The 26073-nt window shown below is 71.2% G+C and carries 23 protein-coding genes and 2 tRNA genes; 17 read left to right on the top strand and 8 right to left on the bottom strand.

Features of this window, described 5'->3' with window-relative positions; all coding sequences use genetic code 11:
• Nucleotides 1–44: 44 nt before the first annotated feature.
• On the bottom strand, nt 45–287 hold the full coding sequence (locus ACLGIH_RS11060) for a mycoredoxin (RefSeq protein ID WP_004983675.1): 243 nt from the start codon (nt 285–287) through the stop codon (nt 45–47).
• Between the two features lie 183 nt (nt 288–470).
• On the opposite strand from ACLGIH_RS11060, the gene ACLGIH_RS11055 reads away from it, so the two are divergent.
• The 4 genes from ACLGIH_RS11055 (at nt 471) to ACLGIH_RS11040 (ending at nt 4023) form a co-directional block, all read left to right on the top strand.
• Nucleotides 471–2678: an ATP-dependent DNA helicase UvrD2 gene (locus ACLGIH_RS11055; protein ID WP_416525069.1), complete on the top strand. Its 2208-nt coding sequence runs from the start codon at nt 471–473 to the stop codon at nt 2676–2678.
• 164 nt (nt 2679–2842) lie between these two features.
• Nucleotides 2843–3163, top strand: coding sequence for a hypothetical protein (locus tag ACLGIH_RS11050; RefSeq protein ID WP_416525068.1), 321 nt, complete (start codon nt 2843–2845; stop codon nt 3161–3163).
• A 174-nt stretch (nt 3164–3337) separates the two neighbouring features.
• Complete coding sequence (locus tag ACLGIH_RS11045) at nt 3338–3703, top strand: WhiB family transcriptional regulator (protein WP_416525067.1); 366 nt, start codon at nt 3338–3340, stop codon at nt 3701–3703.
• Entirely contained in the window at nt 3700–4023 is a 324-nt protein-coding gene (locus tag ACLGIH_RS11040; RefSeq protein ID WP_416525066.1) for a hypothetical protein, read from the top strand. Before ACLGIH_RS11045 ends, ACLGIH_RS11040 begins: the two co-directional genes overlap by 4 nt.
• Before the next feature lie 410 nt (nt 4024–4433).
• Here the strand turns inward: ACLGIH_RS11040 and ACLGIH_RS11035 are convergent, their stop codons facing one another.
• Both ACLGIH_RS11035 and ACLGIH_RS11030 read right to left on the bottom strand, forming a co-directional pair.
• The gene (locus ACLGIH_RS11035) at nt 4434–5801 is read right to left on the bottom strand and encodes an ABC1 kinase family protein (protein WP_416525065.1); all 1368 of its coding nucleotides are present in this window, start codon (nt 5799–5801) and stop codon (nt 4434–4436) included.
• Complete coding sequence (locus tag ACLGIH_RS11030; RefSeq protein ID WP_416525064.1) at nt 5794–7005, bottom strand: TOMM precursor leader peptide-binding protein; 1212 nt, start codon at nt 7003–7005, stop codon at nt 5794–5796. The genes ACLGIH_RS11035 and ACLGIH_RS11030 overlap by 8 nt, the downstream gene beginning before the upstream one ends.
• Before the next feature lie 274 nt (nt 7006–7279).
• Here ACLGIH_RS11030 and ACLGIH_RS11025 point away from each other — a divergent pair, with 274 nt between their 5' ends.
• The 4 genes from ACLGIH_RS11025 to ACLGIH_RS11010 all read left to right on the top strand — a co-directional run bounded on the left by ACLGIH_RS11025 (nt 7280) and on the right by ACLGIH_RS11010 (nt 11363).
• Nucleotides 7280–7876 (top strand): M48 metallopeptidase family protein, encoded by a 597-nt coding sequence (locus ACLGIH_RS11025; protein WP_416525063.1) that lies wholly within the window; start codon nt 7280–7282, stop codon nt 7874–7876.
• Between the two features lie 206 nt (nt 7877–8082).
• Nucleotides 8083–9897: a TerD family protein gene (locus tag ACLGIH_RS11020; RefSeq protein WP_416525062.1), complete on the top strand. Its 1815-nt coding sequence runs from the start codon at nt 8083–8085 to the stop codon at nt 9895–9897.
• Between the two features lie 13 nt (nt 9898–9910).
• A complete protein-coding gene (locus ACLGIH_RS11015; RefSeq protein WP_416525061.1) occupies nt 9911–10591 on the top strand; it encodes an AIM24 family protein in 681 nt (226 codons plus the stop codon).
• Between the two features lie 16 nt (nt 10592–10607).
• Entirely contained in the window at nt 10608–11363 is a 756-nt protein-coding gene (locus ACLGIH_RS11010; protein ID WP_416525060.1) for an AIM24 family protein, read from the top strand.
• A gap of 67 nt (nt 11364–11430) precedes the next feature.
• On the opposite strand, the gene ACLGIH_RS11005 is transcribed toward ACLGIH_RS11010, so the two are convergent.
• A complete protein-coding gene (locus ACLGIH_RS11005) occupies nt 11431–11949 on the bottom strand; it encodes an NUDIX hydrolase (protein WP_416525059.1) in 519 nt (172 codons plus the stop codon).
• Nucleotides 11946–13445, bottom strand: a complete 1500-nt coding sequence (locus ACLGIH_RS11000) for a zinc-dependent metalloprotease (RefSeq protein ID WP_416525058.1) — start codon at nt 13443–13445, stop codon at nt 11946–11948. Before ACLGIH_RS11000 ends, ACLGIH_RS11005 begins: the two co-directional genes overlap by 4 nt.
• Before the next feature lie 193 nt (nt 13446–13638).
• Here ACLGIH_RS11000 and ACLGIH_RS10995 point away from each other — a divergent pair, with 193 nt between their 5' ends.
• The 4 genes from ACLGIH_RS10995 to ACLGIH_RS10980 all read left to right on the top strand — a co-directional run bounded on the left by ACLGIH_RS10995 (nt 13639) and on the right by ACLGIH_RS10980 (nt 16873).
• Nucleotides 13639–14760, top strand: a complete 1122-nt coding sequence (locus ACLGIH_RS10995; protein WP_416525057.1) for an SDR family oxidoreductase — start codon at nt 13639–13641, stop codon at nt 14758–14760.
• Nucleotides 14761–14894: 134 nt separating this feature from the next.
• Complete coding sequence (locus ACLGIH_RS10990; protein ID WP_416525056.1) at nt 14895–15356, top strand: molybdenum cofactor biosynthesis protein MoaE; 462 nt, start codon at nt 14895–14897, stop codon at nt 15354–15356.
• 157 nt (nt 15357–15513) lie between these two features.
• Nucleotides 15514–15678, top strand: coding sequence for a hypothetical protein (locus tag ACLGIH_RS10985; RefSeq protein ID WP_416525055.1), 165 nt, complete (start codon nt 15514–15516; stop codon nt 15676–15678).
• Nucleotides 15679–15778: 100 nt separating this feature from the next.
• Nucleotides 15779–16873 (top strand): YlbL family protein, encoded by a 1095-nt coding sequence (locus tag ACLGIH_RS10980; protein WP_416525054.1) that lies wholly within the window; start codon nt 15779–15781, stop codon nt 16871–16873.
• Nucleotides 16874–16882: 9 nt separating this feature from the next.
• Here the strand turns inward: ACLGIH_RS10980 and ACLGIH_RS10975 are convergent, their stop codons facing one another.
• Nucleotides 16883–17425 carry a PPA1309 family protein gene (locus ACLGIH_RS10975; RefSeq protein ID WP_416525053.1) on the bottom strand — a complete coding sequence of 181 codons (543 nt, stop codon included), beginning with the start codon at nt 17423–17425 and terminating at the stop codon, nt 16883–16885.
• Between the two features lie 164 nt (nt 17426–17589).
• On the opposite strand from ACLGIH_RS10975, the gene ACLGIH_RS10970 reads away from it, so the two are divergent.
• The 4 genes from ACLGIH_RS10970 to ACLGIH_RS10955 all read left to right on the top strand — a co-directional run bounded on the left by ACLGIH_RS10970 (nt 17590) and on the right by ACLGIH_RS10955 (nt 23425).
• A complete protein-coding gene (locus ACLGIH_RS10970; RefSeq protein ID WP_416529338.1) occupies nt 17590–20568 on the top strand; it encodes a UPF0182 family membrane protein in 2979 nt (992 codons plus the stop codon).
• A gap of 53 nt (nt 20569–20621) precedes the next feature.
• Nucleotides 20622–20695 (top strand) — tRNA-Met (locus tag ACLGIH_RS10965).
• 229 nt (nt 20696–20924) lie between these two features.
• Nucleotides 20925–22823: a tetratricopeptide repeat protein gene (locus ACLGIH_RS10960; protein ID WP_416525052.1), complete on the top strand. Its 1899-nt coding sequence runs from the start codon at nt 20925–20927 to the stop codon at nt 22821–22823.
• Nucleotides 22824–23351: 528 nt separating this feature from the next.
• A tRNA-Met gene (locus tag ACLGIH_RS10955) sits at nt 23352–23425 on the top strand.
• A 140-nt stretch (nt 23426–23565) separates the two neighbouring features.
• Here the strand turns inward: ACLGIH_RS10955 and ACLGIH_RS10950 are convergent.
• Nucleotides 23566–23982 carry a Fur family transcriptional regulator gene (locus ACLGIH_RS10950; protein WP_416525051.1) on the bottom strand — a complete coding sequence of 139 codons (417 nt, stop codon included), beginning with the start codon at nt 23980–23982 and terminating at the stop codon, nt 23566–23568.
• 145 nt (nt 23983–24127) lie between these two features.
• Between ACLGIH_RS10950 and ACLGIH_RS10945 the strand changes: the two genes are divergently transcribed.
• Entirely contained in the window at nt 24128–25579 is a 1452-nt protein-coding gene (locus ACLGIH_RS10945) for a catalase (RefSeq protein ID WP_416525050.1), read from the top strand.
• 80 nt (nt 25580–25659) lie between these two features.
• On the opposite strand, the gene ACLGIH_RS10940 is transcribed toward ACLGIH_RS10945, so the two are convergent.
• Nucleotides 25660–26064: a CBS domain-containing protein gene (locus ACLGIH_RS10940; protein WP_416525049.1), complete on the bottom strand. Its 405-nt coding sequence runs from the start codon at nt 26062–26064 to the stop codon at nt 25660–25662.
• Nucleotides 26065–26073: the final 9 nt, after the last annotated feature.

Raw genomic sequence — 26073 nt, 5'->3', positions numbered from 1 at the left:
GCCGCCCCGCACCGGGACGGCCACCCCTTCGGCCAGCGCACCGATCAGGCGCCGATCTTCTGCTTCACCTGCGCCAGCGACGGGTTCGTCAGCGTCGAGCCGTCGGGGAAGAGGACGGTCGGAACCGTCTGGTTTCCGCCATTCGCCTTCTCGACGAACGCGGCGGATTCCGGGTCCTGCTCGATGTTGATCTCGGTGTACGCGATGCCCTCGCGGTCCATCTGGCTCTTCAGCCGACGGCAGTAGCCGCACCACGTGGTGCTGTACATCGTCACAGTGCCCGGCATGTCTTTCGCGCTCCTTCGGCGGCTCGGGGAGGTGTGTGCTCGCAGACAGGGAACGTACGCGAGAGTCCCGCCATTCCCACGGGCGCCCCCGCCGCTCCCGCGCCTGCCGCATCGGTACGACCATCAGACCCCGCCTGTGGACAACCTGCGCACCCGTCTCCGCCGACCTGGCAGCATGGCGGTGTGACAGCAGCAACGCATTCCACCCTCTTCCCGCAGGTACCGGACTCGGCCGACGCGGTGCTCGAAGGGCTCGACCCCGAGCAGCGCGAGGTCGCCACCGCCCTGCGTGGTCCGGTGTGTGTGCTGGCGGGCGCGGGCACCGGCAAGACCCGTGCGATCACCCACCGCATCGCCTACGGGGTGCGCGCCGGAATCCTCCAGCCCTCCAGCGTGCTCGCCGTCACCTTCACCAACCGCGCCGCCGGCGAGATGCGCGGCCGGCTCCGCCAGCTCGGTGCCGCCGGCGTGCAGGCCCGCACCTTCCACTCGGCGGCCCTGCGGCAGCTCCAGTACTTCTGGCCGAAAGTGATCGGCGGTTCCATGCCCCGGCTCGTCGATCGCAAGATCCAGCTCGTCGCCGACGCGGCGGCAGCCTGCCGGGTCCGCCTCGACCGGGGCGAGCTGCGCGACGTCACCGCCGAGATCGAGTGGTCCAAGGTCACCCAGACCGTCCCCGCCGATTACGCCCTCGCGGCGGCCAAGGCCGGCCGTGAGACCCCTCGCGGTCCCGCCGAGATCGCCCAGCTCTACTCCGCCTACGAGGACCTCAAGCGCGGGCGCGGCGTCATCGATTTCGAGGACGTACTGCTGCTGACCGTCGCCGTCCTCCAGGACCGGCAGGACGTCGCCGAGCAGGTCCGCGCCCAGTACCAGCACTTCGTGGTCGACGAGTACCAGGACGTCAGCCCCCTCCAGCAGCGCCTGCTGGAGCTGTGGCTCGGCGACCGCGACGACCTCTGCGTGGTCGGGGACGCCAGCCAGACGATCTACTCGTTCACCGGTGCAACCCCCGACCACCTGCTCGACTTCCGTGTCCGCCACCCCGGGGCCACCGTGGTGAAGCTGGTCCGCGACTACCGCTCCACCCCGCAGGTCGTCCGCCTCGCCAACGGCCTGCTCGCCCAGGCCCGCGGCCGGGCCGCGGACCACCGGCTCGAGTTGATCTCCCAGCGCCCCGCGGGCCAGGAGCCCGACTACACCGAGTATCCCGACGAGCCCGCCGAGGCCGAGGGAGCGGCCCACCGCGTCCGCGACCTCATCGACTCCGGCGTCCCGGCCGCCGAGATCGCGATCCTGTTCCGCACCAACGCGCAGTCCGAGACCTACGAACAGGCCCTCGCCGACGTCGGGGTGCCCTACCAGCTTCGGGGCGCCGAGCGCTTCTTCGACCGCCCCGAAGTGCGCAAAGCCGGTGTCGCGCTGCGCGGCGCGGCCCGCTTCGGCGGCAACGACTCCCTCCTGGACGACGCCGTCGACCTGCCCTCCCAGGTCCGTGCCGTGCTGTCGGGAGAGGGCTGGACGCCGCAGCCCCCGGCCGGGTCCGGTGCCGTCCGGGAGCGCTGGGAGTCGCTGGCCGCGCTGGTGAACCTCGCCCAGGACTTCGCCGCCGCCAGACCCGGCGCCACCCTGAGCGACCTGGTCGCCGAGCTCGACGAGCGGGCCAGCGCCCAGCACGCCCCCACCGTGCAGGGCGTCACCCTCGCTTCCCTGCACTCGGCCAAGGGCCTGGAGTGGGACGTCGTGTTCCTGGTCGGCGTCGCCGAGGGCATGATGCCGATCACCTACGCAAAGACGGACGAGCAGATCGAGGAAGAACGCCGACTCCTCTACGTCGGCGTCACCCGCGCACGCGAACGGCTGCACCTGTCCTGGGCGCTGGCCCGTTCGCCCGGCAGCCGCCCCAACCGCAAGCCCAGCCGCTTCCTCGACGGACTGCGCCCCGGCTCCGGCACCGCGGCGGGCCGTCCGGCCGCGGGCGGTCCCGGAGGCGTCGAGCGCGGTTTCGCGCGCGGCGGCTCGGCCTCCTCGGTCGCCGCCCCGCGACGCAGACAGCGCACCCCCGCCCGCTGCCGGGTCTGCGGCCGCACTCTCACCGACGCCGGTGAGATGAAGCTGATGCGCTGCGAGGACTGCCCCTCGGACATGGACGAGGGCGTCTACGAGCGGCTGCGCGAGTGGCGCGAGGCCCAGGCGCGGCGCAGCGGGCAGCCCGCCTTCTGCGTCTTCACCGACAAGACGCTGATGGCGATCGCCGAGTCCGTCCCGGAGGACGACCACGAGCTGGCCCGCATCCCCGGGGTCGGCGCGCGCAAGCTCAACCGCTACGGAGCCGACGTCCTGGCCATCTGTGCAGGCAGACCCGTCAGCGGAGTTGACGAGGACGGCTGATACGAACTCGTCGAAAAAATAGTTTGCGCATGCCCCAGGAATCCCCATAGGTTCTTGGGCACGGGAACAGCGGCCTTCCCGGAGGCCGTGACCCCGTGTTGTACTTGCATATCCGTGGACTGGTTCACCCCAGTCCCCCGAGACGCCGAGAGGAGGCGAGTCCAGTGATCAGCATCAACACCAGCGCCACCGTGAAAATGACCGATCGTTCGACCGTCTCCCTGTGCATGCTCGGCGCCTCCAACCCGGGCACCGGTCTGTCCGGCATTTGTGCCGTGCGTCCGGCGTCCTCTCTTGCCCCCGCGAGCCTTCCCGTCCGCGGGCGCAATGAGCGACCGACCAAGGCACTGGAAGCGGCAGCAGTAGCGGCACAGGCGCAGGCCTATGCCTTTGCGGCGACCGGTGCCGGATTCCGGAAGCAGACGACGCAGCACCACCTGATGTGGGCCTTCCGTGGGCCAGAACCCTGGAGTGATCCAGCCTGATCGCCGATCAGGCCGGCGCCTTCAGGGCCGCGGAACCCCATCCGGGATCCGCGGCCCTTCTGTTTGTCCACGAACGTGGATGACGGAGCGAAGGGGCCTCGGGACAAGAAAAGAACCCGGTACCAGCCGCCCCCCGGCCAACCGGCCGGAACGACCAGACGAGGAAGACGACCCGTGCAACTCGAAGCGCACGCCCCGTCCGTACCGCCTTCCGACACGATCCCCAAGCCCGTCCCCACGGAGGACTCCTTGACTCCCCTGACCGCGCTCACCGCGCTCGACGACGCCATCGAGAACCTGGGCGTGCCCGTCCCGTGCCGTTCGTACGACCCCGAGGTCTTCTTCGCGGAGTCGCCGGCGGACGTCGAGTACGCCAAGTCCCTGTGCCGCACCTGCCCGCTGATGGAGGCCTGCCTCGCCGGCGCCAAGGAGCGGCGTGAGCCCTGGGGCGTCTGGGGTGGCGAGCTGTTCGTCCAGGGTGTTGTCGTCGCCCGGAAGCGGCCCCGTGGCCGCCCGCGCAAGAACCCGGTTACGGCATGAACACCGCAGGAACGATCGACCGCCCCATCACGCACGACCCCACGAAGCAGGCCCCGATGAAGCCGTCCACCCACGAGCCCGCAGGCTCCGCAACCGAAGACTTCACCATCAGCGGCGCGAACGACTCGCGCCAGAACAGGACCCGAGAGATGCAACTCATCCCAGAAGCCCTGGCTCGTGCGCAAATGCACGACCGACTGTATGAGGCCGAGCAGGAACGCCGGGCCGTGCGCCTGGTGACCGCCCGCCGGATGCAGCGCCGGGCCGAGCGCGCCTCGCTGCGCGCCCGGCGCGCGCTCGCCATGGCCGTCATGCAGTAGCAGCCACCACTCGAAGCGGTGGCCTCCCGGCACGGGAGGCGAAGCTCTCCCCGCGGGGGCCGGTCCGTCGGATACGGACCGGCCCCGCGGTGCGTTCCGACCTGTCACCCGGCCCGGCGCTATCGTCGCCGGATGACGAGTCGACCCGGCGAACGCGACGGCAACGGAAACGGTGACGGCGGCACCGGCGGTCACGCCCGCGAAGCCGCCGAAGCCGGCGGTGGTGAGCCCTCGTCGATCGAGTGCGCCCGCTGCGGCGCCACCGCGGAGGCACCGCAGCCCACCTGGAGCTGTTCGGTGGAGCAGGGGGTCCGTCGCTACTTCTGCCGAGCCTGCTCGCGGGAACATCTCAGATCGATCGAAGGACGCCTCGATTCCGCTTGGTGGTAGGTCGTGGCGGTCCGGCCGGCCTACGCCTCCGCGGCCGGCGGCTCCTCGTCCTCGGCGTCCGGCTCGAAGCCCGGAAGCCACTCCTCCAACTCCTGTCGCAGGCGCACCGTGGCTCCCAGCTGGCACAGGACACCGATCGTGCTCAGCGTCACCCGGTGGATCAGCAGATACGCCGGCGGCAGGTTCAGCTGCTTGCCCAGCTGGTAGGCGGGGGAGCGGATGTCCCCGATCCGGGCCGCCTGGCTGCGCATCCAGCTGCGGGTGAAGGTGAACTCCTCGACCCTCGCCGGTTCGATGATCGGCAGCAGGTAGTCCAGGACGGCGTCGGGTTCGAGGTCTATCGACTCCTTGACGAAGCCCTCCGCACAGAGCAGTTCGTAGACGGCCTCGGCCTCCCCGTCGAGGGTCATCCGCAGCGACTCGCCGATGGGAAGCGGCAGACCGCCCGGGAGCCGGTCGACCGTGCCGAAGTCCAGTACTCCCAGCCGCCAGTCGTCCTCCCCGGCGGGGCCCCCGGGGAGCAGGCGGAAGTTGCCCGGATGCGGGTCGGCGTGCAGCAGGCCGGTGCGGGCCGGGCCGGAGAACAGGAAGTGGGCCAGGAGCTGGCCGGACCGGTCGCGCTGCTCCTCGGTGCCGTCGGAGATGATCTCGGACAGCGGGATGCCGTCGATCCACTCCGTGATCAGCACCTGTTCGCACTGGTGGACCACGTCGGGCACGACGATGTCCGGGTCGTGGGCGAACTCCGCCGCGTGCTCCCGCTGAGCCTGTGCCTCCAGGCCGTAGTCCAGCTCCTCCGACACCCGGTCCCGCAGTTCCTCGATCAGCGGCTTGACGTCCAGTCCCGGGACCAGCGGACCCAACAGGCGGGCGAAGCGGCTCAGCTGGTTCAGGTCGGACAGGAGGGCCTCCCCGGCGCCCGGGTACTGCACCTTGACCGCCACCTCACGGCCGTCGTGCCACACGCCCCGGTGCACCTGGCCGATCGAGGCCGCCGCGGCGGGCTTGTCCTCGAACTCCAGGAACAGCTCGTGCCAGTCCTCGCCCAGCCGTTCCCCGAGTACGGCGTGCACCGTCCGGGTCGGCATCGGCGGCGCCGCCTCCTGCAGCTTCGTCAGCGCTGCCCGATAGGGTCCGGCGATCTCCTCCGGCAGTGCCGACTCGAAGACGGACAGGGCCTGCCCGAACTTCATCGCACCGCCCTTGAGCTCGCCGAGCACCTTGAACAGCTGCTCGGCGGTGCGCTGCTGCAACTGCTGGCCGACGAGCTCCGCGGACTCGCCGACGATCCGCTTGCCCAGTCCCCAGGTCGCCCGCCCGGCGAAGCCGAGCGGGAGCGCGGCGAGCTTGGCGGTCCGGGTGACCGCCTTCCGGGGAAGATCAGACATGCGCCCTCCAAGTCCCAGCCGGCCGCGCCGCGCCTGCCTTACAGCGTTCGTCTGCCGACGCCGGTTGCTCCGCCATTGTCTCGCGCCGCTCCCCGTCCATGGAGGTGTGTTCCTGCTTACCTTTCTCCGCCGCCGCGCACGGGCATGCGGGATGAGCCGGTACCGGCCGCGCATGCCAGTTCAGATGGGGCAGCGAGGCCTCCCAGCGCGCGCCGGCGCTGGAGGGCGCGTGGCCGTCCAGGAAGGCGAGCGCGTGCGTGGCCGCCAGCCCGGCGACGGTTGTGGCCAGTGCCAGGTCGCACGGGCCTACCCGGCGCTGGGCGCCCGAACTCCACTGTGCCACCAGACGGGGCCAGACCGGGTCCCGGTCGGTGCGGTCCTGATGCAGACAGCCGGCGCAGCCCGTCTCGCCGGGCAGGACCAGAGGACCGACGATGCCGGTTCCCTCCACCACTCCGGCGTACAGATGAGGTGTCCCGGAGGCCATGAGCGGCTCGGCGGACGCGGGGTCGGGGGCGTGCACGGCGACGTCGTCCCGCGGGGCGAGGACGACCAGGGAGAAGCCGGGGTCGCCGTCCTCGGCCGGCGTGCCGGGGCCGCGGCGCGGGCGGTCAGGGGCCGCCCGGCGCACCGCCCGGCGGGCAGCCTCGGCCCTGCGGTCGCCGAGGGCCTGGGCGGGCAGCCCGCCCGGGGCGACGTCCCACGGCTCGACACATCCGATATCGCGCACGTCGACCTCACCGACGCCCGCACCCGAGAGCAGGGAAGCCAGGACCGCGCCGACCCTGCCCGCGCCCCGCACCTGCACGCGCAGGGCGCGGCGGGCCGCCAGGCGTCGGAGCGCGTCGCCCGGTTCGGTGGTCGTCAGGGAGAGCGAGGCCAGGTCCGGGCGGAGGCGGTCGAGAACCTCCCGCTTGCGGCGGAGCGCGGCGGCGTCGGGCCCGCCGCCGTGCGGATCGTCGAGGAGCCCCGCCCGGGCCAGCCGCTCCACCAGCCGGTCGACATGGCCGTCGGGCAGGTCCATGCGGCGCCCTTCCTCGCGCAGGAGCGCGGGTCCGCGGGTGCCGTTGAGCAGGTCCAGGAAGCTTCCCGTCGCCGTGTCCACCGGCCCCAGCGTGAGCGCATGCGCCGGGGTCATTCCGAACTGCACGGTATTGAGGTCGCGCCAGCCGCGCCGGAGCGCGGGTTTCACCATCGGATGCATGACAGGCCCCCGTACGTCTGGAACTCACCGGGGAAGCTCCCCGGTGACGGCCCGGTCGGTCGCATCCGTGCCGCCACGAGCCAGCATGCCCGGTCGCACCGACCGGCGCCGAAGGTTGTCCACAGGCCGGGGATATTCGTCGTACTCGTCGTACCGGCCGGCCTCCCGTGTCCGACGGTGTGGCAGTCCTACGAATCGGACGCTTGGTGGGGCCGCCGCATCGAACCGTCCCCGAGTCGGGACTTCCCCGTGTGCAGCCGGTAACGTCGGCGGCGTGTCCGCCGACCCACTGCACCGCGCCGGAACCCCCCAGCGCAAGCCGACAAGTCCGCCGCCGAGCGGTCCGGCGGCGAGCGCGATCGAGGTCCGCAGGAGCACCCGTCGCCGCAGGACGGTCTCCGCGTACCGCGAGGGCGATCGCACCGTCGTGCTGATCCCCGCCCGGATGTCCGAGGCGGAGGAGCGACGCTGGGTGAACGTCATGCTCGACAAGCTGGCCGCCCAGGAGAGCAAACGGCTCCTCGGCGACGCCGAGCTGGCCGAACGCGCGCAGCGGCTGTCCGCGCAGTACTTCGAGGGGCGCGCCCGGCCGAACTCGGTCCGCTGGGTCACCAATCAGAACACGCGCTGGGGATCGTGCACGCCGGCCGAGGGCAGCATCCGCCTGTCGCACCGCTTGCAGGGCATGCCCGAGTACGTGATCGACTACGTCCTCCTGCACGAGCTGGCGCATCTCCTCGTGCCCGGCCACGGCCCCCGTTTCTGGCGGCTGCTGGAGGCCTACCCACGGACCGAGCGGGCGCGCGGCTATCTCGAGGGCGTGGTCGCCGCCGACCGGTTGCCGCACGTGCCCGACGCGCGCCGGGAGTAGCCGGGGACGGCCGGGAACACCCGGGAGCAGGGGAGCGGCGGGCCCGGCCCGGCCGTCCGGCGGCGTCCGCCACAACCGCGCGAGGGTTGTGTACCGGGTCTGTACTGAGTTCGTCCACAGGGTCTGCACCGGCTTGTTCCGGTGTCCGCGATTGCCGTTAGCTTGGCGCGACGCACTCGTATTCGGGATGGGGGACGGTCGTACGCATGGTCAGGGAATTCCAACGCGGCCACAAGGCCAGGATCAGTGACCTCACGGCGGGCACGGATCTGTACGTGGGCGTGCAGATCGCCGGCACCGGGCTGACCTTCGACATCAGCTGCTTCGGTCTGGACGCCGACGAACGGCTCTCGGACGACCGGTACTTCATCTTCTACAACCAGCCGAAGTCCCCTGAGGAGGCCATCCAGCTCCTGGGCGCCCAGGCGGGCGACACGGAGTCCTTCCGGGTCACGCTGGACCGCATCCCGCCGCAGATCCAGAAGCTGTCCTTCACGGCGACGATCGACGGCGCCGGCCAGATGTCTCAGGTCGGCCCCGGGTACATCCGGATCGTCGCGGGCGGCGAGGAGGTGGCCCGCTACCCCTTCAGCGGGTCGGAGTTCTCCACCGAGCGCGCCGTGATGCTGGGCGACTTCTACCTGAAGGACGTGTGGCGGTTCGCCGCCGTCGGCCAGGGGTTCGACGGCGGCCTGGACGCGCTGCTGAAGAACTTCGGCGGCGAGGTGGCCGAGGAGGAGCCGTCCGCGCCGCAGCAACCGCAGGCCGGTGCGACCCCGGGCTTCGCCCCGCCCGCCCAGGCCGCCGCACCCCCGGCGTTCGGCGTGCCCGGCATGCCGGAGCCCGCACCCGCCCCGCCCGCCCCCGCTCCGACCCCGGCTCCCGCGCCGCAGCCCGCCGCACAGGGATTCGCCCCTCCGCCGGGCGCCACTCCACCGCCCGCCCCGGCGCCCGATCCCCATATGCACGCCGCGCCGACCGTCGTCGCGCCGATGAGCACCCCGCCAGGCGGCTCCCCGGCGCCACCGCCCGCCCCGGCGCCCGCGCCGTACGGCGGGCCGGGCCACCCCGGCCAGCAGCCGCCGCCGCACGGGCAGGTCCCCGGCCAGACCGCCCCCCTGCCTCCCGGCTACGCCCAGCCCCAGGCACCGCACGCGCCGCAGCCACCGCACACGCCCCAGGCACCGCCCCCGCCACCCGGTTACGGTCAGCCGACCCCGACCCCGACCCCGACCCCGACGCCGCCCCCGACCCCGACCCCGACCCCGCCCCCGGGCTACGGCCAGCAGCCGCCGTACGGGCATCAGCCCCCCGGCCAGCAGGCCGCCCCCTACGGCGCGCCTCAGGGCATACCGCAGGGCCCCGGCGTCGCCGCGGCGCTGGAGCAGTACCGCGAGACGCCCACCGGCCGGCGCTGGACCCAGCAGAACCGCAAGCTCATCCGCGTCGACCTCGGCGTCGGAGACCAGCCCGTGCTGGCCCGCCAGGGCAGCATGGTGCTCTACCAGGGCAAGGTCGACTTCAGCTACAAGGGCGCCGGATTCGCCGGCCGGGTCGTCGGCAACGCCACCGGCCAGGAGATGCAGCTGATGCGCTGCACCGGCAAGGGGCAGGTCTTCCTCGCCGAGGACTCCACGATGCTGCACCCCATCGAACTCCAGGGCGACGCCGTGTGCGTCTCCGCGGAGAACGTCCTCGCCTTCGACGAGAGCCTCACCTACGAGGTCCGCCGCATCGAGGGCCACGGCATCCCCGGCGGCGCGCTGTTCACGATGCAGTTCCAGGGCACCGGCACGATCGTCGTGAAGACGCACGGCACGCCCGTGGTGCTCCCGGTCACCCCCACCACCTTCGCCGACTGCAACGCGGTGGTGGCCTGGTCGGCAGCGGCTCAGGTGGTCGTCTCCAGCCAGGTACGGATGCGCCGGAACTCCTACGCGGGCGACACCGGCGAGAGCGTCAACCTCCAGTTCCGGGGAGCGCCCGGCAACTTCATCGTCGTCCAGCCGTACGAGATCTGAGGGAGAGCCCGACATGAACCAGCCGCTCGCGGGCTACGCCCCCGCACCCGTCACCGCCCGCATGGAGAACCACGGCAACCACATGCTGAAGGTCGCCATGCAAACCGGGAACGACATCCTCGCGCGCGTGGGCTCGATGGTCGCCTACGAAGGATTCATCCAGTACGAGCCCAACCCGCCCGCCGTGCGCCAGATCGCCAAGGACTGGCTCACCGGCGAGGGCGCGCCCCTGATGAAGTGCTCCGGCGACGGCCTGCTCTACCTGGCCGACTACGGCGCCAACGTCGTCGTGATCAACCTCAACGGCGACGGCATCTCCGTCAACGCCACCAACCTGCTGGCCTTCGACGCCCATCTGTCCTGGGGTGTGGAGCGGGTCAAGGGCCTGGCGAAGTTCGCCGGGCAGGGCCTGTGGAACACCCGGATCTCCGGTCAGGGATGGGTCGCGCTGACCTCCCGGGGCAAGCCGATCGTCGTCGACTGCGGTGGCGGCGAGGACGAGACGTACGTCGACCCGGACGCGCTCGTCGCCTGGTCCCCGAACCTCAAGGTGAAGGGCAAGCGCAGTTTCAAGGCGCAGTCGCTGATCGGCCGCGGCAGCGGCGAGGCCTACCAGATGGCCTTCTCCGGTCAGGGCATCGTCGTCGTCCAGCCCAGCGAGGACAGCACCGACCGTCTCCGGGCCCGGGGCTGAGGGGAGCAGAAACACCATGCAGAGCCCGCTTTTCGCCTACAACGACCAGCAGACCCAGGAACGCTGGAGCCTGCAGAACAAGCAGATGCTGCGCGTCGCCCTGGAGGGCCATGACGACATCCTCGCCCGCAAGGGCGCGATGGTCGCCTACCAGGGCCTCGTCGAGTTCGACGCGGAGTACCAGAGCAACGAGCAGTCACGCGCGCGTGCGCACACCGGCGAGGGCCTGGACCTGATGCGCTGCCACGGGCAGGGCACGGTCTACTTCGCCAACCTCAAGCAGCACGTCCACCTCATGGACGTCGAGCAGGAGGGCCTCACCGTCGACAGCAGCTACGTGCTCGCGATGGACTCCTCCCTGCACCACGAGGTCATCGCCGTCGACAGCCTCTACGGCATCTCCGGCTCCGGGAAGTACCAGCTCAACATCACCGGTCGCGGCAAGGTCGCGCTGATGACCTCGGGCATGCCGCTGCTGATGCAGGTGACGCCCGACAAGTACGTCAACTGCGACGCCGACGCGATCGTCGCCTGGTCCACCGGGCTGCGGGTGCAGATGCAGGCCCAGACCCACTCCTCCGGGGTGTGGCGGCGCCGCGGCGGTACCGGCGAGGGCTGGGAGCTGAGCTTCATGGGCAGCGGCTACGCCCTCGTCCAGCCCAGCGAGCTGCTGCCGCCGCAGAACGCCCAGGTCGGCTCGGGTCTTGCCGCTCAGTACGGCATGGGCCAGCAGGGGGCGCGGGGGCAGAACCAGGGCAACGTCTGGAGCTGACCGCCGTCCGGGAAGCAGACGTAAGGGGCGGCCATCCCGGTGGACGCCCCTTACACACTCCCGAGGCTCAGGGCAGCCTGGCGCGGGTGGCCTCCAGCAGACGCAGCACCGATTCGTCGGCCACCTCCGCGACCTCGCCGTAGCCGAACCAGCGCAGGTCCAGGGACTCGTCGCTGATCGCCTCGACGGCCCCCGGCGGGGCCACGGCCGCGTACTGGACGTCGAGGTGCCAGGCGCAGGGAGTGTGGTGCCGGTCCAGCCGCACCGGGCCGCCGGGCAGCAGGCTCAGGCCCTCGACACCGGACTCCTCGGTCGCCTCGCGCAGGGCGGCGGCCGCCAGCGTCCGATCCCCGGGTTCGCAGTGGCCGCCCATCTGGAGCCACATCCGCATCTTCCTGTGCAGGGTCAGCAGGACGCAGTCGCGCGACGGGTCGACCACCAGGGCGCTGGCCGTGATGTGGCCGTCCGTACAGGCCTTCCACATGCCGTCCGGGTGGGCAGCCAGGTGGTCGAGATAGGTCTGGCGCAGCTCGTCCTGGCCCGCATAGTCCTTCAGGACCAGGACGGCCTCGTCGTGGAGGCTCACTCGGCGTCGTCGCCCTTACTCTCGCCCTCGCCCTTCTCTGTCCCCTTGTCTGTGCCCTCGCCCTCGCCCTCGTCCGTGTCCGTGTCCTTGTCCTTCTTCAGGCCGGGCTTGCCCGCGGCCTCGCCGAGCATCTTGTCCAGCTCGGAGAAGTCCATCTGCTCGCGGTGCACGAACCCGTCCGGGTCGTCGAGGTCGGTGGCGTTCGGCAGCATGTCCGGGTGGGACCACAGGGCATCCCGGCCGTCCACACCGCGTGCGTCCGTCACGGACGCCCACAGGCGCGAGGCGTCGCGCAGCCGGCGCGGGCGCAGCTCCAGGCCGATCAGCGTGGCGAAGGTCTGCTCAGCCGGACCGCCCGAGGCGCGGCGGCGACGCAGCGTCTCACGCAGCGCGTCGGCGGACGACAGGCGCGGCTTGGCGGCGGCGTGCACCACCGCGTCCACCCAGCCCTCGACCAGCGCCAGGGCCGTCTCCAGCCGGGCCAGGGCAGCCTTCTGCTCCGGGGTGTCCTCCGGCTGGAACATGCCCTGCTGGAGAGCCTCCTGAAGCTGCTCCGGATTCTGCGGGTCGAACTGGCCGACCACATCCTCCAGCTTGGCCGTGTCGACCTTGATGCCGCGCGCGTAGCCGTCGACCGCACCGAACAGGTGCGAGCGCAGCCACGGCACGTGCGCGAACAGGCGCTGGTGGGCGGCCTCACGCAGGGCGAGGTACAGCCGCACCTCCTCCTGCGGGACGCCCAGGTCCTTGCCGAACCGCTCGACGTTCGCCGGCAGCAGCGCGGCCTTGCCGGCCGGGCCGAGCGGCAGGCCGATGTCGGAGGAGCCGACGACCTCACCGGCGAGCACGCCGACGGCCTGGCCGATCTGCGTGCCGAACATGGCGCCGCCCATGGAACGCATCATGCCGATCAGCGGGCCGGCCATGGCCTGCATCTCCTCCGGCAGCACGTCGCCCATGGCGGTGCCGACGCGCTCGGCGACCGGGTCGACCAGCTCCTGCCAGGCGGGCAGGGTCGCCTCGACCCACTCCGCGCGGCTCCACGCCACCGCGGAGCCCGAGCCCGAGGGCAGGGCCGTCGCGTCGTCGAGCCAGAGGTCGGCGAGGCGGACGGCCTCCTGGACGGCGCTGCGCTCGGCGGGGCCGACGCTGGCGTCCTTGGAGCCGTCCGGGGCGCCCTGCGAGACGGTCTGGCGGGCGATCTGCTTGGCCATGTCCCAGTTCACCGGGCCGCCCTCGTAGGAGAGCATCTGGCCCAGCTGCTGGAACGCGGCGCCCAGGTCGCTGGGGTTCAGCGAACCGAACATGGCAGCGAACGGGTTGTCGGCACCTGGACTGCCCGGGCCACCGAGGCCTCCGGCTCCGGGCATGCTGCCGAAACCGAACGGGTTGGCAGGTCCCTGACCACCACCGCTCTGCTGGTCCTTCTTCTTGCCCTCGTCGCCGTCGTCCGGCTCCTCCGGCGGAAGGCCGAATCCGAATGGGGTGTCACTCACGGGGTTCCTCGGCTGGTAGGGCCACCGGTCTCTTTCCGGCGGCACGGCTGCCCGACATCACCACCCAGCGTAGACACCATGGGCGGTTCGGGCCTCGGTGCTTCGCAGACTGGCGGCCTGCGGCAGGATGGATGCCACCTGGTACGTACGCGTCGCTCGCGCTCGTACAGAAGACAACCGCTGGAGACGCCCGGTGAGTTCCCCAGATCCGCAGGTTCGCGCAGCGCGAAACCAGTCAACCAGTTCCGCCGGCCCCGCGCCGCGCGGACCCGTCGTCGCGGTCACCGGTGCCGCGACCGGTGTCGGAGCGCTGCTCACCGAGCGGCTGGCCGAGTCGGAGGAGGTCAAGCAGGTCGTCGCGATCGACGAGCGGCGCGGCGAGTGCGCCGAGGCGCAGTGGCACATCCTGGACGTACGGGACCCGGCCATCGCCGACAAGCTGCGCGGCGCCGACGTGGTGGTGCACCTCGCGCTCGACCTCGATCTCGAGACCGAGGCGGCCGCCCGGACGGCTTACAACGTCCGGGGGACCCAGACAGTCCTGACCGCCGCCGCGGCGGCCGGCGTCCACCGGGTCGTGCTGTGCACGTCCTCGATGGTCTACGGGGCGCTGCCGGACAACGAGCTGCCGCTGTCGGAGGACGCCGAGCTGCGCGCCACGGCCGAGGCCACCGGCGTCGGCGACCTGCTGGAGATCGAGCGCCTCGCGCGCCGGGCGCCGCGCGCCCACCCGGGCCTCAACGTGACCGTGGTGCGCCCCGCCGTGCTCGTCGGTGGCACGGACACCGCGCTGACCAGGTACTTCGAGTCCCCCCGGCTCCTCGTGGCGGCCGGATCGCGGCCCGCCTGGCAGTTCTGCCACGTCGAGGACCTGTGCAGCGCGCTGGAGTACGCCGTCCTGGAGAAGGTCGAGGGCGAACTGGCCGTCGGCTGCGACGGCTGGCTGGAGCAGGAGGAGGTCGAGGAGCTCAGCGGCATCCGGCGGATGGAGCTGCCCTCGGCGGTCGCCCTGGGGGCGGCGGCCAGGCTGCACCGGATCGGGCTGACGCCGTCCCCGGCGGGGGACCTGGCGTACACGATGTACCCCTGGGTGGTCAGCGGCAGCCGGCTGCACGACGCCGGGTGGCGGCCCGCGTACACCAACGAGGAAGTGCTCGCCGAGCTCCTGGAGGAGGTCGCCGGGCGGCACACGGTCGCCAGCCGGCGGCTCGGCCGCAAGGACGCGACGGCGGCGGGCGCCGCGGGCGCGACGGTGGCCCTGCTCGGCGCCGCCGCCGTGGTGCGCCGGGCCCGGAAGGCGCGACGGCGGATCTGAGGGGCCGGCTCCGGCGGTCGCCCGGTGCCGAACGTACGGGGGGCCGGCCCTGTAGGAGCCTCCGAACCGGCACGCGCGCGTACCGGGCGATAGCGCTATTCCGCGTTGTCCGTGCCGTGGGGCACGATGGACGTATGGCACCCATGAACGATCACCCCGGTGAGCACGCCGCGCAGCAGCCGATCAAGCTGATCGGGATCCGCGAGACGCCCCTCTCCGTGGACGAGGTCTTCCAGGCCGTCGGGGACGCGGCGGCCGGCGGGATCGCCCTGTTCGTGGGGACCGTGCGCAACCACGACCAGGGTGCGGACGTCGACGAGCTCGGGTACTCGTGCCACCCCGGTGCCGAGGCCGAGATGCGGCGGATCGCGGAGAAGGTCGTCGCGGAGTACCCGGTCCGGGCGCTGGCGGCCGTCCACCGGGTGGGTGACCTCCAGGTCGGGGATCTCGCCGTCGTCGTCGCCGTGGCCTGCCCGCACCGGGGCGAGGCCTTCGAGGCCTGCCGGAAGCTGATCGACGACCTCAAGCACGAGGTGCCCATCTGGAAGCACCAGAGGTTCTCCGACGGCACCGAGGAGTGGGTGGGCGCCTGCTGAGAGCCCGTGCACCCGGGGCCGCAAGTCCCCGCCGCCACCGGACCCTTCTGCCGCACCTCCGGTTGCGTAACCGCACCCCCGGCGTGAGCGTTGTCACTGCGGATGGTTAATCTGCTGATCAGTCAGTCGCGGACGCTCAAGGGGTTGGGAGGTCGGCATGGCGGCGCTCGCCTGGTTGCTGATTCCGCTCGTGGCTGTCATCGGCGCGAGCCTGTGGGGCAGTTGGGCCAACCGGACCCGCAGGGTACGGAGCGACGGTCCCGAGCTGGACGGGTACGCCCGGTTCCGCGAGGCCATGGAGAAGTCCCACTCCCGCACCTGACCCGAAGCGGTGGTGAGCGAGCCGGAAGTGCCCGACCCGGTCGGCGTCACCCGGTCCGCCCTGACAGTGCTCCGACAGGCACGTCCCGTACTGTCGAGGCATGCCACGCCGCACTGCGACGATGCTCGCCTCCACCCTGATGCTGATCGCGCTTCTGTGCGCGGGAGTGTTCATCCCCGTGCCGTACTCGGAGATGTCCCCGGGGCCGACGGTGAACACACTCGGTGACCACGACGGCGAGCCGGTACTGCAGATCTCCGGGCGCAAGACGTACGAGACGAGCGGTCACCTCAACATGACCACCGTCCGGGTCACCAGCGCCGACTACCGGATGAACCTCGTCGAGGCCGTCTACGGCTGGCTGGCTCACGACAACAAGGTCGTGCCGCACGACACCCTCTACCCGAACGGCAAGACCGAGGAGGAGTCCACCCAGGAGAACGCCGAGGAGTTCAGCCAGTCCCAGGAGAGCGCCAAGGTCGCCGCCCTGAAGGAGCTGGACATCCCGGTGAAGACCTGGGTGGTGGTCTCCACCGTCGTCAAGGACTCGCCGTCCGAGGGCAAGCTGCACGCGGGCGACGTGATCAAGGCCGTCGACGGCACGGCGGTCAGGAAACCCACCGACGTGGCGGAACTGGTCACCAAGCACGAGCCCGGCGAGAACGTCGTCTTCACCATCGTGCCCGCCGAGGAGCAGGCCGCCGCGGAGAAGGAGCGGCGGACGCCGACCGCGACGGAGAAGGTCACGATCACCACCACGGCCTCCGACGACGCCGGGGAGAAGCGCGCCATCGTCGGGATCGCGGCCGGCACCGACCACACCTTCCCGTTCACCATCGACATCCAGCTCGCCGACGTCGGCGGCCCGAGCGCCGGGCTGATGTTCGCGCTCGGCATCTACGACAAGCTCACCCCGGGCAGCCTCACGGGCGGTTCGTTCGTCGCCGGCACCGGCACCATCGACGACGCCGGCAAGGTCGGCCCGATCGGCGGCATCGAGATGAAGACCGTCGGCGCGCGCGACAAGGGCGCCGAGTACTTCCTGACGCCCGCCGAGAACTGCGAGGCCGCCGTCAAGGACGTCCCCGACGGGCTCACCCTGGTCAAGGTGGGCACCATCGACGACGCCCTCGACGCGCTGGCGGACATCCGGTCCGGCGACACCGCCGACCTGCCGCAGTGCGCCGCCGGGTGACCGGCGGAGCTACTCCGCGAACGTCGCCGCCAGGGCCTGGGCCAGGCCCGGCACCAGGTCGGAACCGGTGAGCACCTCGGTGGGGGAGTCCTTCTCCCGCAGCCGCAGCGCCGACTCGCGGGCGCCGTCCCGCAGCACCGCGACCGTCATCCGGACCTCCTGCCGTTCCGGGTGCTCCGCCACCCACGCCGTCAGCTTCTCCCCGTCCAGCCCCTCCGGCACCTGCGCCTCGGCGGACGGCGGCAGCATCAGACGCTCCACGCTGAGGGCGCAGCCGACCACCGCGTCCGGCCAGGCGATGGTGCCCAGGAACTCGTCCAGCGGCCGGTCCGTTGAAATCTCGTCCTGCTCGATCGGGGTGAGGCCCGAGGACTCCTCAGCGTCCTGGAGCCCGAGCCGGTCGGCGAGCGTGGGCTGCTCGGCCCGCAGGCGTGCGGTGTCGACGAGGGCGAAGAGGCGTGCGGGCTGGTCCCAGCCGAGGCCGGAGACGTACTCGTCGATCTCGAGCACGGCGCGGGTGAGCGGGTTGGCTGCCATGGGGGTGTTGGACATGGTCACAATCCTGCCTCGTTCCGGGCCGGAATCGGGAACCGAGTAAACGATGAGTAAGTTGCATATGTGTGGGCCCACGATCACGGGGGCGCACGGACGGCCCGCGTAACCGAGGGCCTGACGGTTTTGACAGCGACTTCGAGGGGCGCACCTTGGCTTTCCAGATGCCGGACCGCGGCGGAGGCCCGACAGGGCCACGGATCAGAGTGGGCCGCCCGTCCCGGCGGGTCCGGACACTGCTTCTCACTTTGGGTGTCCTGGCAGTCCTCGGCATGGTGTTCACCATGTTCGCGGGCTTCTGGACGGACTGGCTCTGGTACCGGTCGGTCCACTACTCGTCGGTGTTCACGACGACCCTGTGGACGAAGATCGGTCTCTTCTTCGTCTTCGGCCTGCTGATGGCGCTCGCGGTCGGGTTCAACATCTGGCTGGCCCACCGGTTGCGCCCGCCGCTGAGCGCCATGTCCATGGAGCAGCAGAGTCTCGACCGCTATCGGATGGGCATCGCCCCGTACAAGAAGTGGCTGCTGCTCGGCATCACCGCCCTGGTCGGCCTGATCGCCGGTGCCTCGGCGGCGGGGCAGTGGCGGACCTGGCTGATGTGGGTCAACGGCGTGCCGTTCGGCCAGAAGGACCCGCAGTTCCAGCTCGACGTGGCCTTCTACGCCTTCGACCTGCCCTGGTACCGGTTCCTGCTCGGCTTCGGCTTCGCGGCCGTGATCCTCTCCGTGATCGCCGCCGCGCTCACCCACTACCTCTACGGCGGGCTGCGCATCACCAGCCCGGGCGCGCGCGCCACGGGTGCGGCCACCGGGCACCTCTCGGTGCTCATCGGCATCTTCGTCGCCCTGAAGGCGGTCGCCTACTGGCTGGACCGGTACGGCCTCGCGGTGAAGTCCAGCGACTTCAAGGCCACCGACAACTGGACGGGTCTGAGGTACGTCGACGCCAACGCCTACCTGCCGGCCAAGACCATCCTGTTCTGCATCGCCGTCATCTGCGCGCTGCTGTTCTTCGCCACCATCTGGCGGCGCACCTGGCAGCTGCCCGTGATCGGCCTCGGCCTGATGGTGCTGTCGGCGATCCTCATCGGCGGTCTGTACCCGGCGCTGGTGCAGAAGTTCCAGGTCCAGCCGAACGAGCAGGCCAAGGAGGCGCCGTACGTCGAGAAGAACCTCAAGGCGACGCGTGAGGCGTACGGCATCGGCGGCACCCAGGTCTCCGACTACGAGGGCGAGACCAAGACCGAGGACCTGACCACGCTGCGGGACGACGTCCGCGACGCGGCCAGCATCCGGATCATGGACCCGAACATCATCTCGCCGACCTTCCAGCAGCTCCAGCAGATGCGGAAGTACTACGCCTTCCCGAACAACCTGGACGTCGACCGCTATACCGAGGACGGCAAGGACCAGGACACCGTCATCGGTCTGCGCGAGCTGAACCTCGCGGGTGTCGACAAGAAGAACTGGATCAACACCCACTTCCGCTACACCCACGGCTACGGCGTGGTGGCCGCCAAGGGCACCGAGGTCGACTCCCGGGGACGCCCCGTGTTCACCGAGTCCGACCTGCCGTCCAAGGGCAACCTCGGCGATTACCAGCAGCGGGTCTACTACGGCGAGAAGACCACCACCTACTCCATCGTCGGCGGTCCCCAGAAGGAGATCGACTACTCCGACGACGACGGCGAGAAGACCTTCAGGTACGACGGTGACGGCGGGGTGGACCTGTCCAGCCCGGTCAACCGGGCCGCGTACGCGGCGGCGTTCGGCGAGCCGCAGATCCTGTACTCCGGAGCCATCGGCGAGGGGTCGAAGATCCTCTACAAGCGCACGCCGAAGGAGCGCGTCGAGGCGGTCGCCCCGTGGCTGACCATCGACGGCGACGCCTACCCGGCGGTGGTGAACAAGCGGATCCAGTGGATCGTCGACGCCTACACGACGACGAACGGCTACCCGTACGCCTCCCGTACGACGCTCGGCGACACGACCGCCGACTCGCTCACGGCGACCAACGACCAGCGCGCCGTGGTGGCCCAGGAGAACCGGGTCAACTACATCCGCAACTCGGTGAAGGCCACGGTCGACGCGTACACCGGCGAGGTCAAGCTCTACCAGTGGGACACCCAGGACCCCGTCCTGAAGACCTGGATGAAGGCCTTCCCGGACACGGTCCAGCCCAAGAGCGAGATCTCGGGCGATCTGATGGCCCATCTGCGGTACCCGCAGGACCTGTTCAAGGTCCAGCGCGAGCTGCTCACCCGCTACCACGTCAAGGACGCGGAGACGTTCCTCAGCGGCAGCGAGGTCTGGCAGGTGCCGGACGACCCGACCAACAAGTCGGGTGACGCGGTCCCGCCGTACTACCTCAGCATGAAGATGCCCGACCAGAAGGAACAGGCCTTCTCGCTGACGACGACGTTCACGCCCAACGGGCGTGACAACCTCAGTGCGTTCATGGCGGTCGACGCCGAGGCGGGCACGGAGGGCTACGGCAAGATCAGAATCCTGAAGCTGCCGACGAGCACGACCGTCAACGGGCCCAAGCAGGTCCAGAGCCAGTTCAACTCCGAGCAGGACATCGCCGAGGCCATCAGGCTGCTGAGAGGCGGTGACTCGGAGGTCGAGTACGGCAACCTGCTGACGGTGCCGCTGGACGGCGGGCTGCTGTACGTGGAGCCGGTCTACGTCCGCGGTGGTGGCCTCAAGTACCCGCTGCTGCGCAAGGTGCTGGTCTCCTACGGCGGCAACACCGCGTTCGAGGACACGCTGGAGGAGGCCCTCAACAAGGTCTTCGGAGCCGAGGGCCCCGCCACCGAACCACCGGAGGAGGGTGACGACACGACCACCCCGCCGCCGCCCACGTCCGGCGACGCGACGGTCCAGGAGGCACTGGAGGACGCCCAGAAGGCCTTCGAAGCCGGCCAGCAGGCCCTGAAGGACAACGACTGGACCAAGTACGGCGAGGCGCAGAAGGACCTGGAGGACGCGCTGCGGCGGGCCGAGGAGGCCCAGGCCAAGGCCGACCAGGACGGAGGCGCCAAGAACGGGGACAGCGGCGGAGACGACAAGGCGAGCCCGAGTCCGTCTCCCGACAAGAGCCCCGGTGAGAGCCCCGGCGAAGGCTCGGGCGGCGGCTGAGACCGCTGGTCACCGGCCCGTCCCGCGCCGTGATACTGTAGTGATCACAACGGCGCGGGGTGGAGCAGCTCGGTAGCTCGCTGGGCTCATAACCCAGAGGTCGCAGGTTCAAATCCTGTCCCCGCTACTGAAGTCGGGCGCTTGACGCGTGCGACACCGAAGGCCCGGATCCTGACAGGGATCCGGGCCTTCGGCGTGTGTGAACGCATGTGCCGATACCGGTAACGGCCGTGCCGACGGGGGAGTTGGGGCGATCCGTGTTTGACTTGTCTCTCTGTGGGCATGTCGACAAAACGCTGAAGTGACCTCACTGGCTGCGGTATACCAGGTGTACCCGGGTTGCGGGTGGTGCGACGATGGACGTTATGGGGGACATGGCAACTCTGTTCGAGACAGAGCGATTTGTGCAGCCTTCCGGTCCCGAAGAGGCCGCTCCCGAAGAGGTCGGTCCCGAAGAGATCGGGGACGAGGCCGGTGAGGCCGCCGACGAGGTGGCCGAGGAGGTGCGGCAGAGACTCGCCGCCGAAGCCGGTGACATCGAGGCGATGAGCGTTCTCGGGGCCATGCTGCTGCGCCGTGGCGATCTCGACGGAGCCGAACCCCACCTGCGGGCCGCCACCGCGGCCGGTGACCGTGCCGCCGCCAACAACCTCGGGGTCCTTCTGCACCAGCGCGGGTACGCCGACGAGGCCGCCGGATGGTGGCGGATCGCGGCTGTCGCCGGGTCCGCCGCGGCCGCGCACGCGCTGGGGCGGCACTTCCGTGAGCGCGGGGACGAGCCGGCCGCCGAGTACTGGCTGCGCCAGTCCGCCGAGCAGGGCCACGCCCTGGGCGCCTACGCGCTCGCCGATCTGCTGGAGCACCGCGGTGACGCCGGGACCGAGCGGTGGATGCGGGCCGCGGCCGAGCGCGGGCACCGGGAGGCCGCGTACCGGCTGGCGCGGGCGCTGGACCGGAGGGCGGCGCGGGAGTCCGGTGCTGACAACGGTGTCGCGTCCGCTGGGGCGCCCGTCCGCTTCGTGGCCGAGGCGGCCGAGGCGACTGAGGCGGCCGGAGAGGCCGAGCAGTGGTACCGGCAGGCCGCCGCGCGCGGCCACCGGCGGGCCGCGCTGCACCTCGGGGCGATCCTGGAGCGGCGCGGGGAGCTGAAGGAGGCCGGGCGCTGGTACCTGACGTCCGCCAAGGACGGCGAGCCGCGGGCCGCGTGCGCGCTGGGCTTCTTGCTGCGGGACGCCGGGGACCAGGAGAGCGCCGCCGTGTGGTGGCTGCGCGCCGCGCAGGACGGGGACGGCAACGCGGCGAACGCGCTGGGCGCACTGCACGCCGAGCGCGGCGAGACCCAGACCGCCGAGCGGTGGTACCGGGCGGCGATGGACGCCGGGGACGACAACGGCGCGTACAACCTCGGGCTGCTCTGCGCCGAGCAGGGGCGCACCGCGCAGGCCGAGCAGTGGTACCGGCGGGCGGCGTACGCGGGGCACCGGGAGGCCGCGAACGCGCTGGCCGTCCTGCTGCTCCAGGGCGGGGACCGGACCGGGGCCGAGCCGTGGTTCTCCAAGGCCGCGGAGGCCGGCAGTGTCGACGCCGCGTTCAACCTTGGCATCCTGTACGCCGGGCGCGGGGAGGAGCGGGCCGCGCTGCGGTGGTACGAGCGGGCGGCTGCCGCCGGGCACACGGAGGCGGCGCTGCAGGTCGGGATGGCGCGACTGCGGGACGGGGACGAGCAGGGGGCGGAGCGGCACCTGCGCTGCGCGGCGGGGGGCGGCAGCGCCGAGGCCGCGTTCCGGCTGGCCACGCTGCTGGACGCGCGCCGGCCGCCGACGCCCGCGCACGAACTGGGCGAGCCGGCGCACGAGCGGACCGAGTGCGAGGAGTGGTACGAGCGGGCGGCCTCGCAGGGCCACCGGCGGGCCCAGGTGCGGGTCGGCATGCTGGCCGCGGCGCGGGGGGACGTCGTGGAGGCGGCGCGATGGTACCGGGAGGCGGCGGAGGCCGGGTCCCGCAACGGGGCGTTCAACCTCGGGCTGCTGCTGGCCCGGGAGGGGAGCGAGCCGGAGGCCGTGGTGTGGTGGCGGCGGGCCGCGGATGCCGGGCACGGACGGGCGGCGCTGCGGCTGGCGCTGGTGTATGCGCGGCGGGGGGAGTTGGCGGAGGGGCAGCGATGGGCCGATCTCGCGGTGTCGTCGGGCCCGGCGGAGGTGGCGGAGCGGGCGGCGCGGTTGCGGGACGCGCTGCGGGAGGAACTGTCGGCGTGACGTGTGTCGCGTGACCTGTGTCGCGTGACGTGTGCGGGGGCTTGGGCGGCGTTCCGGTTGCCCGGCGCCGCGGCTGAGGGCTCGGCTGCGCAGCCCGGCGTGACGGGGCACCGGCCGCGCCCACCCGTGCCGCCCTGCGGCCCGACTGCGCGCAGTCGGGCGGGGCGGCGGTCGCGCGCGTGCTGCCCTGCGGAGCGGCTGGGTGCGGTCGGGCGGGGTGACGGTCGCGCGCCCATGCGTGCTGCTGCCGCCGGCGCTGCGGCTGCTCGCGGTTTGGTGTCGCCGCCTTGTGGCCCGACTGCTCGCGGTTGAGTGGGGGTCGGCTCCGGTCGTGCCCACCCGCGCCGTCCCGCGGCGCGACTGCCCGCGGTTGGGCGGGGTGCGGTCGCGCGGGTTGCCCTGGGGTGCGGTCGCGCGCGGTTGGGGGGGCGAGGGGGCGGGCGGGTGCGCGTGTGTTGCCCTGCGGTGTGGCTGGGCGAGGGTGATTTGCCTTTGTCCGTGGTCTTGACGTAACGTTGCATTCATCGCCGCGGGGTGGAGCAGCTCGGTAGCTCGCTGGGCTCATAACCCAGAGGTCGCAGGTTCAAATCCTGTCCCCGCTACTGAAGGCCGAGGGCCGGAATCCGAAAGGGTTCCGGCCCTCGGTGCGTTCGGGCGACGACGGCGATGACGACGGCACGTGAGAGCGCGCAACAGCAAGCCCCGGCACCACACGGTGCCGGGGCTTTCGGTGCGTACGCGCTTACGCCGTCGTGCAGTTCGGGCAGAGGCCGCGGTAGGTGACCTCGACGTCCGAGACCGTGAAGCCGAAGCGTTCCGAGTCGGGGAGGTCGGCCAGCGGGTTGCCGATCGGGTGGACGTCCCGGATCGAGCCGCACTGGGCGCAGACCAGGTGGTGGTGCGGCCGGTGGGCGTTGGGGTCGTACCGCTTGGCGCGCTTGTCGGTGGCCACCTCGAGCACCTCGCCGAGGGAGACCAGCTCACCCAGGGTGTTGTACACGGTCGCGCGCGAGATCTCGGGCAGCTTGGCCACGGCCCGGGCGTGCACCTCGTCGGCTGTCAGGTGGACGTGTTCGCCGTCGAGGACCTCGGCCACGACACGCCGCTGTGCGGTCATGCGCCACCCACGTCCGCGCAGTCGTTCCAGAAGGTCGCTCATAGCAGCCAGCCTAGCAGCAAGGGGGACCAGGTCCCGAACGGGTGTGAAATTGGAGTCTTGCTTGACTTAGACATTGTCTATTGTAGGATCGAGACCGGCATTAGCCAAGGGACAGGATTCGTCAGTAATGACGCAGGAGGCGTACGTGACTCAGGGACCGCTCACTACGGAGGCCGGTGCCCCGGTAGCCGACAACCAGAACAGCGAGACCGCGGGCGTCGGTGGCCCGGTGCTCGTCCAGGACCAGCTGCTTCTGGAGAAGCTGGCCCACTTCAACCGCGAGCGCATTCCGGAGCGTGTCGTGCACGCCCGTGGCGCGGGTGCCTACGGCACCTTCACGGTCACCGCCGATGTCACCAAGTACACGCGTGCCAAGTTCCTCTCCGAGGTCGGCAAGCAGACCGAGGTCTTCCTCCGCTTCTCGACCGTGGCCGGCAACCTGGGTGCGGCGGACGCGGTCCGCGACCCGCGCGGCTTCGCGCTGAAGTTCTACACCGAGGAGGGGAACTACGACCTCGTCGGCAACAACACCCCGGTGTTCTTCATCAAGGACGCCATCAAGTTCCCGGACTTCATCCACACCCAGAAGCGCGACCCCTACACGGGCAGCCAGGAGGCGGACAACGTCTGGGACTTCTGGAGCCTGTCGCCGGAGTCCACGCACCAGGTGACCTGGCTGTTCGGCGACCGCGGCATCCCCGCCTCGTACCGCCACATGGACGGCTTCGGCTCGCACACCTTCCAGTGGAACAACGAGGCCGGCGAGGCCTTCTGGGTCAAGTACCACTTCAAAACGGACCAGGGCATCAAGAACCTGACCGCCGAGGAGGCCGCCAGGCTCGCCGGTGAGGACCCCGACTCCCACCAGCGCGACCTGCGCCAGGCCATCGAGCGCGGCGAGTACCCGACCTGGACCGTCGGCGTCCAGATCATGCCGGTGGCCGAGGCGGCCACCTACCGCTTCAACCCGTTCGACCTGACCAAGGTCTGGCCGCACGCGGACTACCCGGTGATCGAGATCGGCAAGCTGGAGCTCAACCGCAACCCGGAGAACGTCTTCGCCGAGGTCGAGCAGTCGATCTTCTCCCCGGCCCACTTCGTCCCCGGCATCGGTCCGTCCCCGGACAAGATGCTCCAGGGCCGTCTCTTCGCGTACGGCGACGCCCACCGCTACCGCGTCGGCATCAACGCCGACCACCTGCCGGTGAACCGCCCGCACGCCACCGAGGCGCGCACCAACTCCCGTGACGGCTACCTGTACGACGGCCGCCACAAGGGTGCGAAGAACTACGAGCCGAACAGCTTCGGCGGCCCGTTCCAGACGGACAGGCCGCTGTGGCAGCCGGTCGCGGTCGCCGGCCTCACCGGTGACCACGAGGCGCCCTCGCACGCCGAGGACAACGACTTCGTGCAGGCCGGCAACCTCTACCGCCTGATGTCGGAGGACGAGAAGGAGCGCCTGGTCAACAACCTGGCGGGCGCCCTCTCGCAGGTCTCGCGCGAGGACATCGTCGAGCGCGCGATCAACAACTTCCGCCAGGCGGACGGTGACTACGGCAAGCGGCTGGAGGCCGCGGTCCAGGCCCTTCGCGGCTGACACATCCAGCGCTGGACCGCTTGTCGTGGCGGCGGGCCGGACTCCCTTCGCGGGGTCCGGCCCGCTTTCGCGTCTCCGGGTCAGGCCGGGACCTGCAGAGCGGCCCGCTGCCGCACGGGTGCCCAGCAGCGGATGATGTCGCGGACCGAGACGATGCCGGCCGGTTCGCCGTGGTCGAGCACGACCAGGTGGCGGAAGCCGCCGTGTGCCATGGCCCTGGCCGCCTCCTCCAGGGTCCAGGTCGGCGCGGCGAACACGACGTCGTTGGTGGTGTGGGCGTGGGTGCGTTCGGCGTCGGGGTCCTGGCCCGTGCCGACGGAGTCGAGGATGTCGCGTTCGGTGAGGATGCCGATGCCGCCGGCGTCGGGGTCGTACACGATGGCCGCGCCGACCCGTCGGGCGGACATCAGCGCGGCGGCCTGGCGGAGGGTGTGATCGGGGCCGATGGTGAGGACGACCGTACTCATGGCGTCACGGACGAGCATGAAGAGAGC

The organism is Streptomyces hamibioticus, from assembly GCF_047946815.1.
In the GTDB taxonomy this organism is placed as follows: domain Bacteria; phylum Actinomycetota; class Actinomycetes; order Streptomycetales; family Streptomycetaceae; genus Streptomyces.
This window is presented reverse-complemented; position numbering and strand designations above follow the sequence as displayed.

Excerpts from the sequence above, each read along its gene's own strand:
- ACLGIH_RS10970 (WP_416529338.1), top strand. The coding sequence starts at position 17,590 with ATGCCGGACCGCGGCGGAGGCCCGACAGGGCCACGGATCAGAGTGGGC.
- ACLGIH_RS10990 (WP_416525056.1), top strand. The coding sequence starts at position 14,895 with ATGGCACCCATGAACGATCACCCCGGTGAGCACGCCGCGCAGCAGCCG.
- ACLGIH_RS11060 (WP_004983675.1), bottom strand. The coding sequence starts at position 287 with ATGCCGGGCACTGTGACGATGTACAGCACCACGTGGTGCGGCTACTGC.
- ACLGIH_RS10985 (WP_416525055.1), top strand. The coding sequence starts at position 15,514 with ATGGCGGCGCTCGCCTGGTTGCTGATTCCGCTCGTGGCTGTCATCGGC.
- ACLGIH_RS11020 (WP_416525062.1), top strand. The coding sequence starts at position 8,083 with ATGGTCAGGGAATTCCAACGCGGCCACAAGGCCAGGATCAGTGACCTC.
- ACLGIH_RS11030 (WP_416525064.1), bottom strand. The coding sequence starts at position 7,005 with ATGCATCCGATGGTGAAACCCGCGCTCCGGCGCGGCTGGCGCGACCTC.
- ACLGIH_RS11040 (WP_416525066.1), top strand. The coding sequence starts at position 3,700 with ATGAACACCGCAGGAACGATCGACCGCCCCATCACGCACGACCCCACG.
- ACLGIH_RS11035 (WP_416525065.1), bottom strand. The coding sequence starts at position 5,801 with ATGTCTGATCTTCCCCGGAAGGCGGTCACCCGGACCGCCAAGCTCGCC.
- ACLGIH_RS10960 (WP_416525052.1), top strand. The coding sequence starts at position 20,925 with ATGGACGTTATGGGGGACATGGCAACTCTGTTCGAGACAGAGCGATTT.
- ACLGIH_RS10940 (WP_416525049.1), bottom strand. The coding sequence starts at position 26,064 with ATGCTCGTCCGTGACGCCATGAGTACGGTCGTCCTCACCATCGGCCCC.
- ACLGIH_RS10950 (WP_416525051.1), bottom strand. The coding sequence starts at position 23,982 with ATGAGCGACCTTCTGGAACGACTGCGCGGACGTGGGTGGCGCATGACC.
- ACLGIH_RS10975 (WP_416525053.1), bottom strand. The coding sequence starts at position 17,425 with ATGTCCAACACCCCCATGGCAGCCAACCCGCTCACCCGCGCCGTGCTC.
- ACLGIH_RS10980 (WP_416525054.1), top strand. The coding sequence starts at position 15,779 with ATGCCACGCCGCACTGCGACGATGCTCGCCTCCACCCTGATGCTGATC.
- ACLGIH_RS11015 (WP_416525061.1), top strand. The coding sequence starts at position 9,911 with ATGAACCAGCCGCTCGCGGGCTACGCCCCCGCACCCGTCACCGCCCGC.
- ACLGIH_RS11010 (WP_416525060.1), top strand. The coding sequence starts at position 10,608 with ATGCAGAGCCCGCTTTTCGCCTACAACGACCAGCAGACCCAGGAACGC.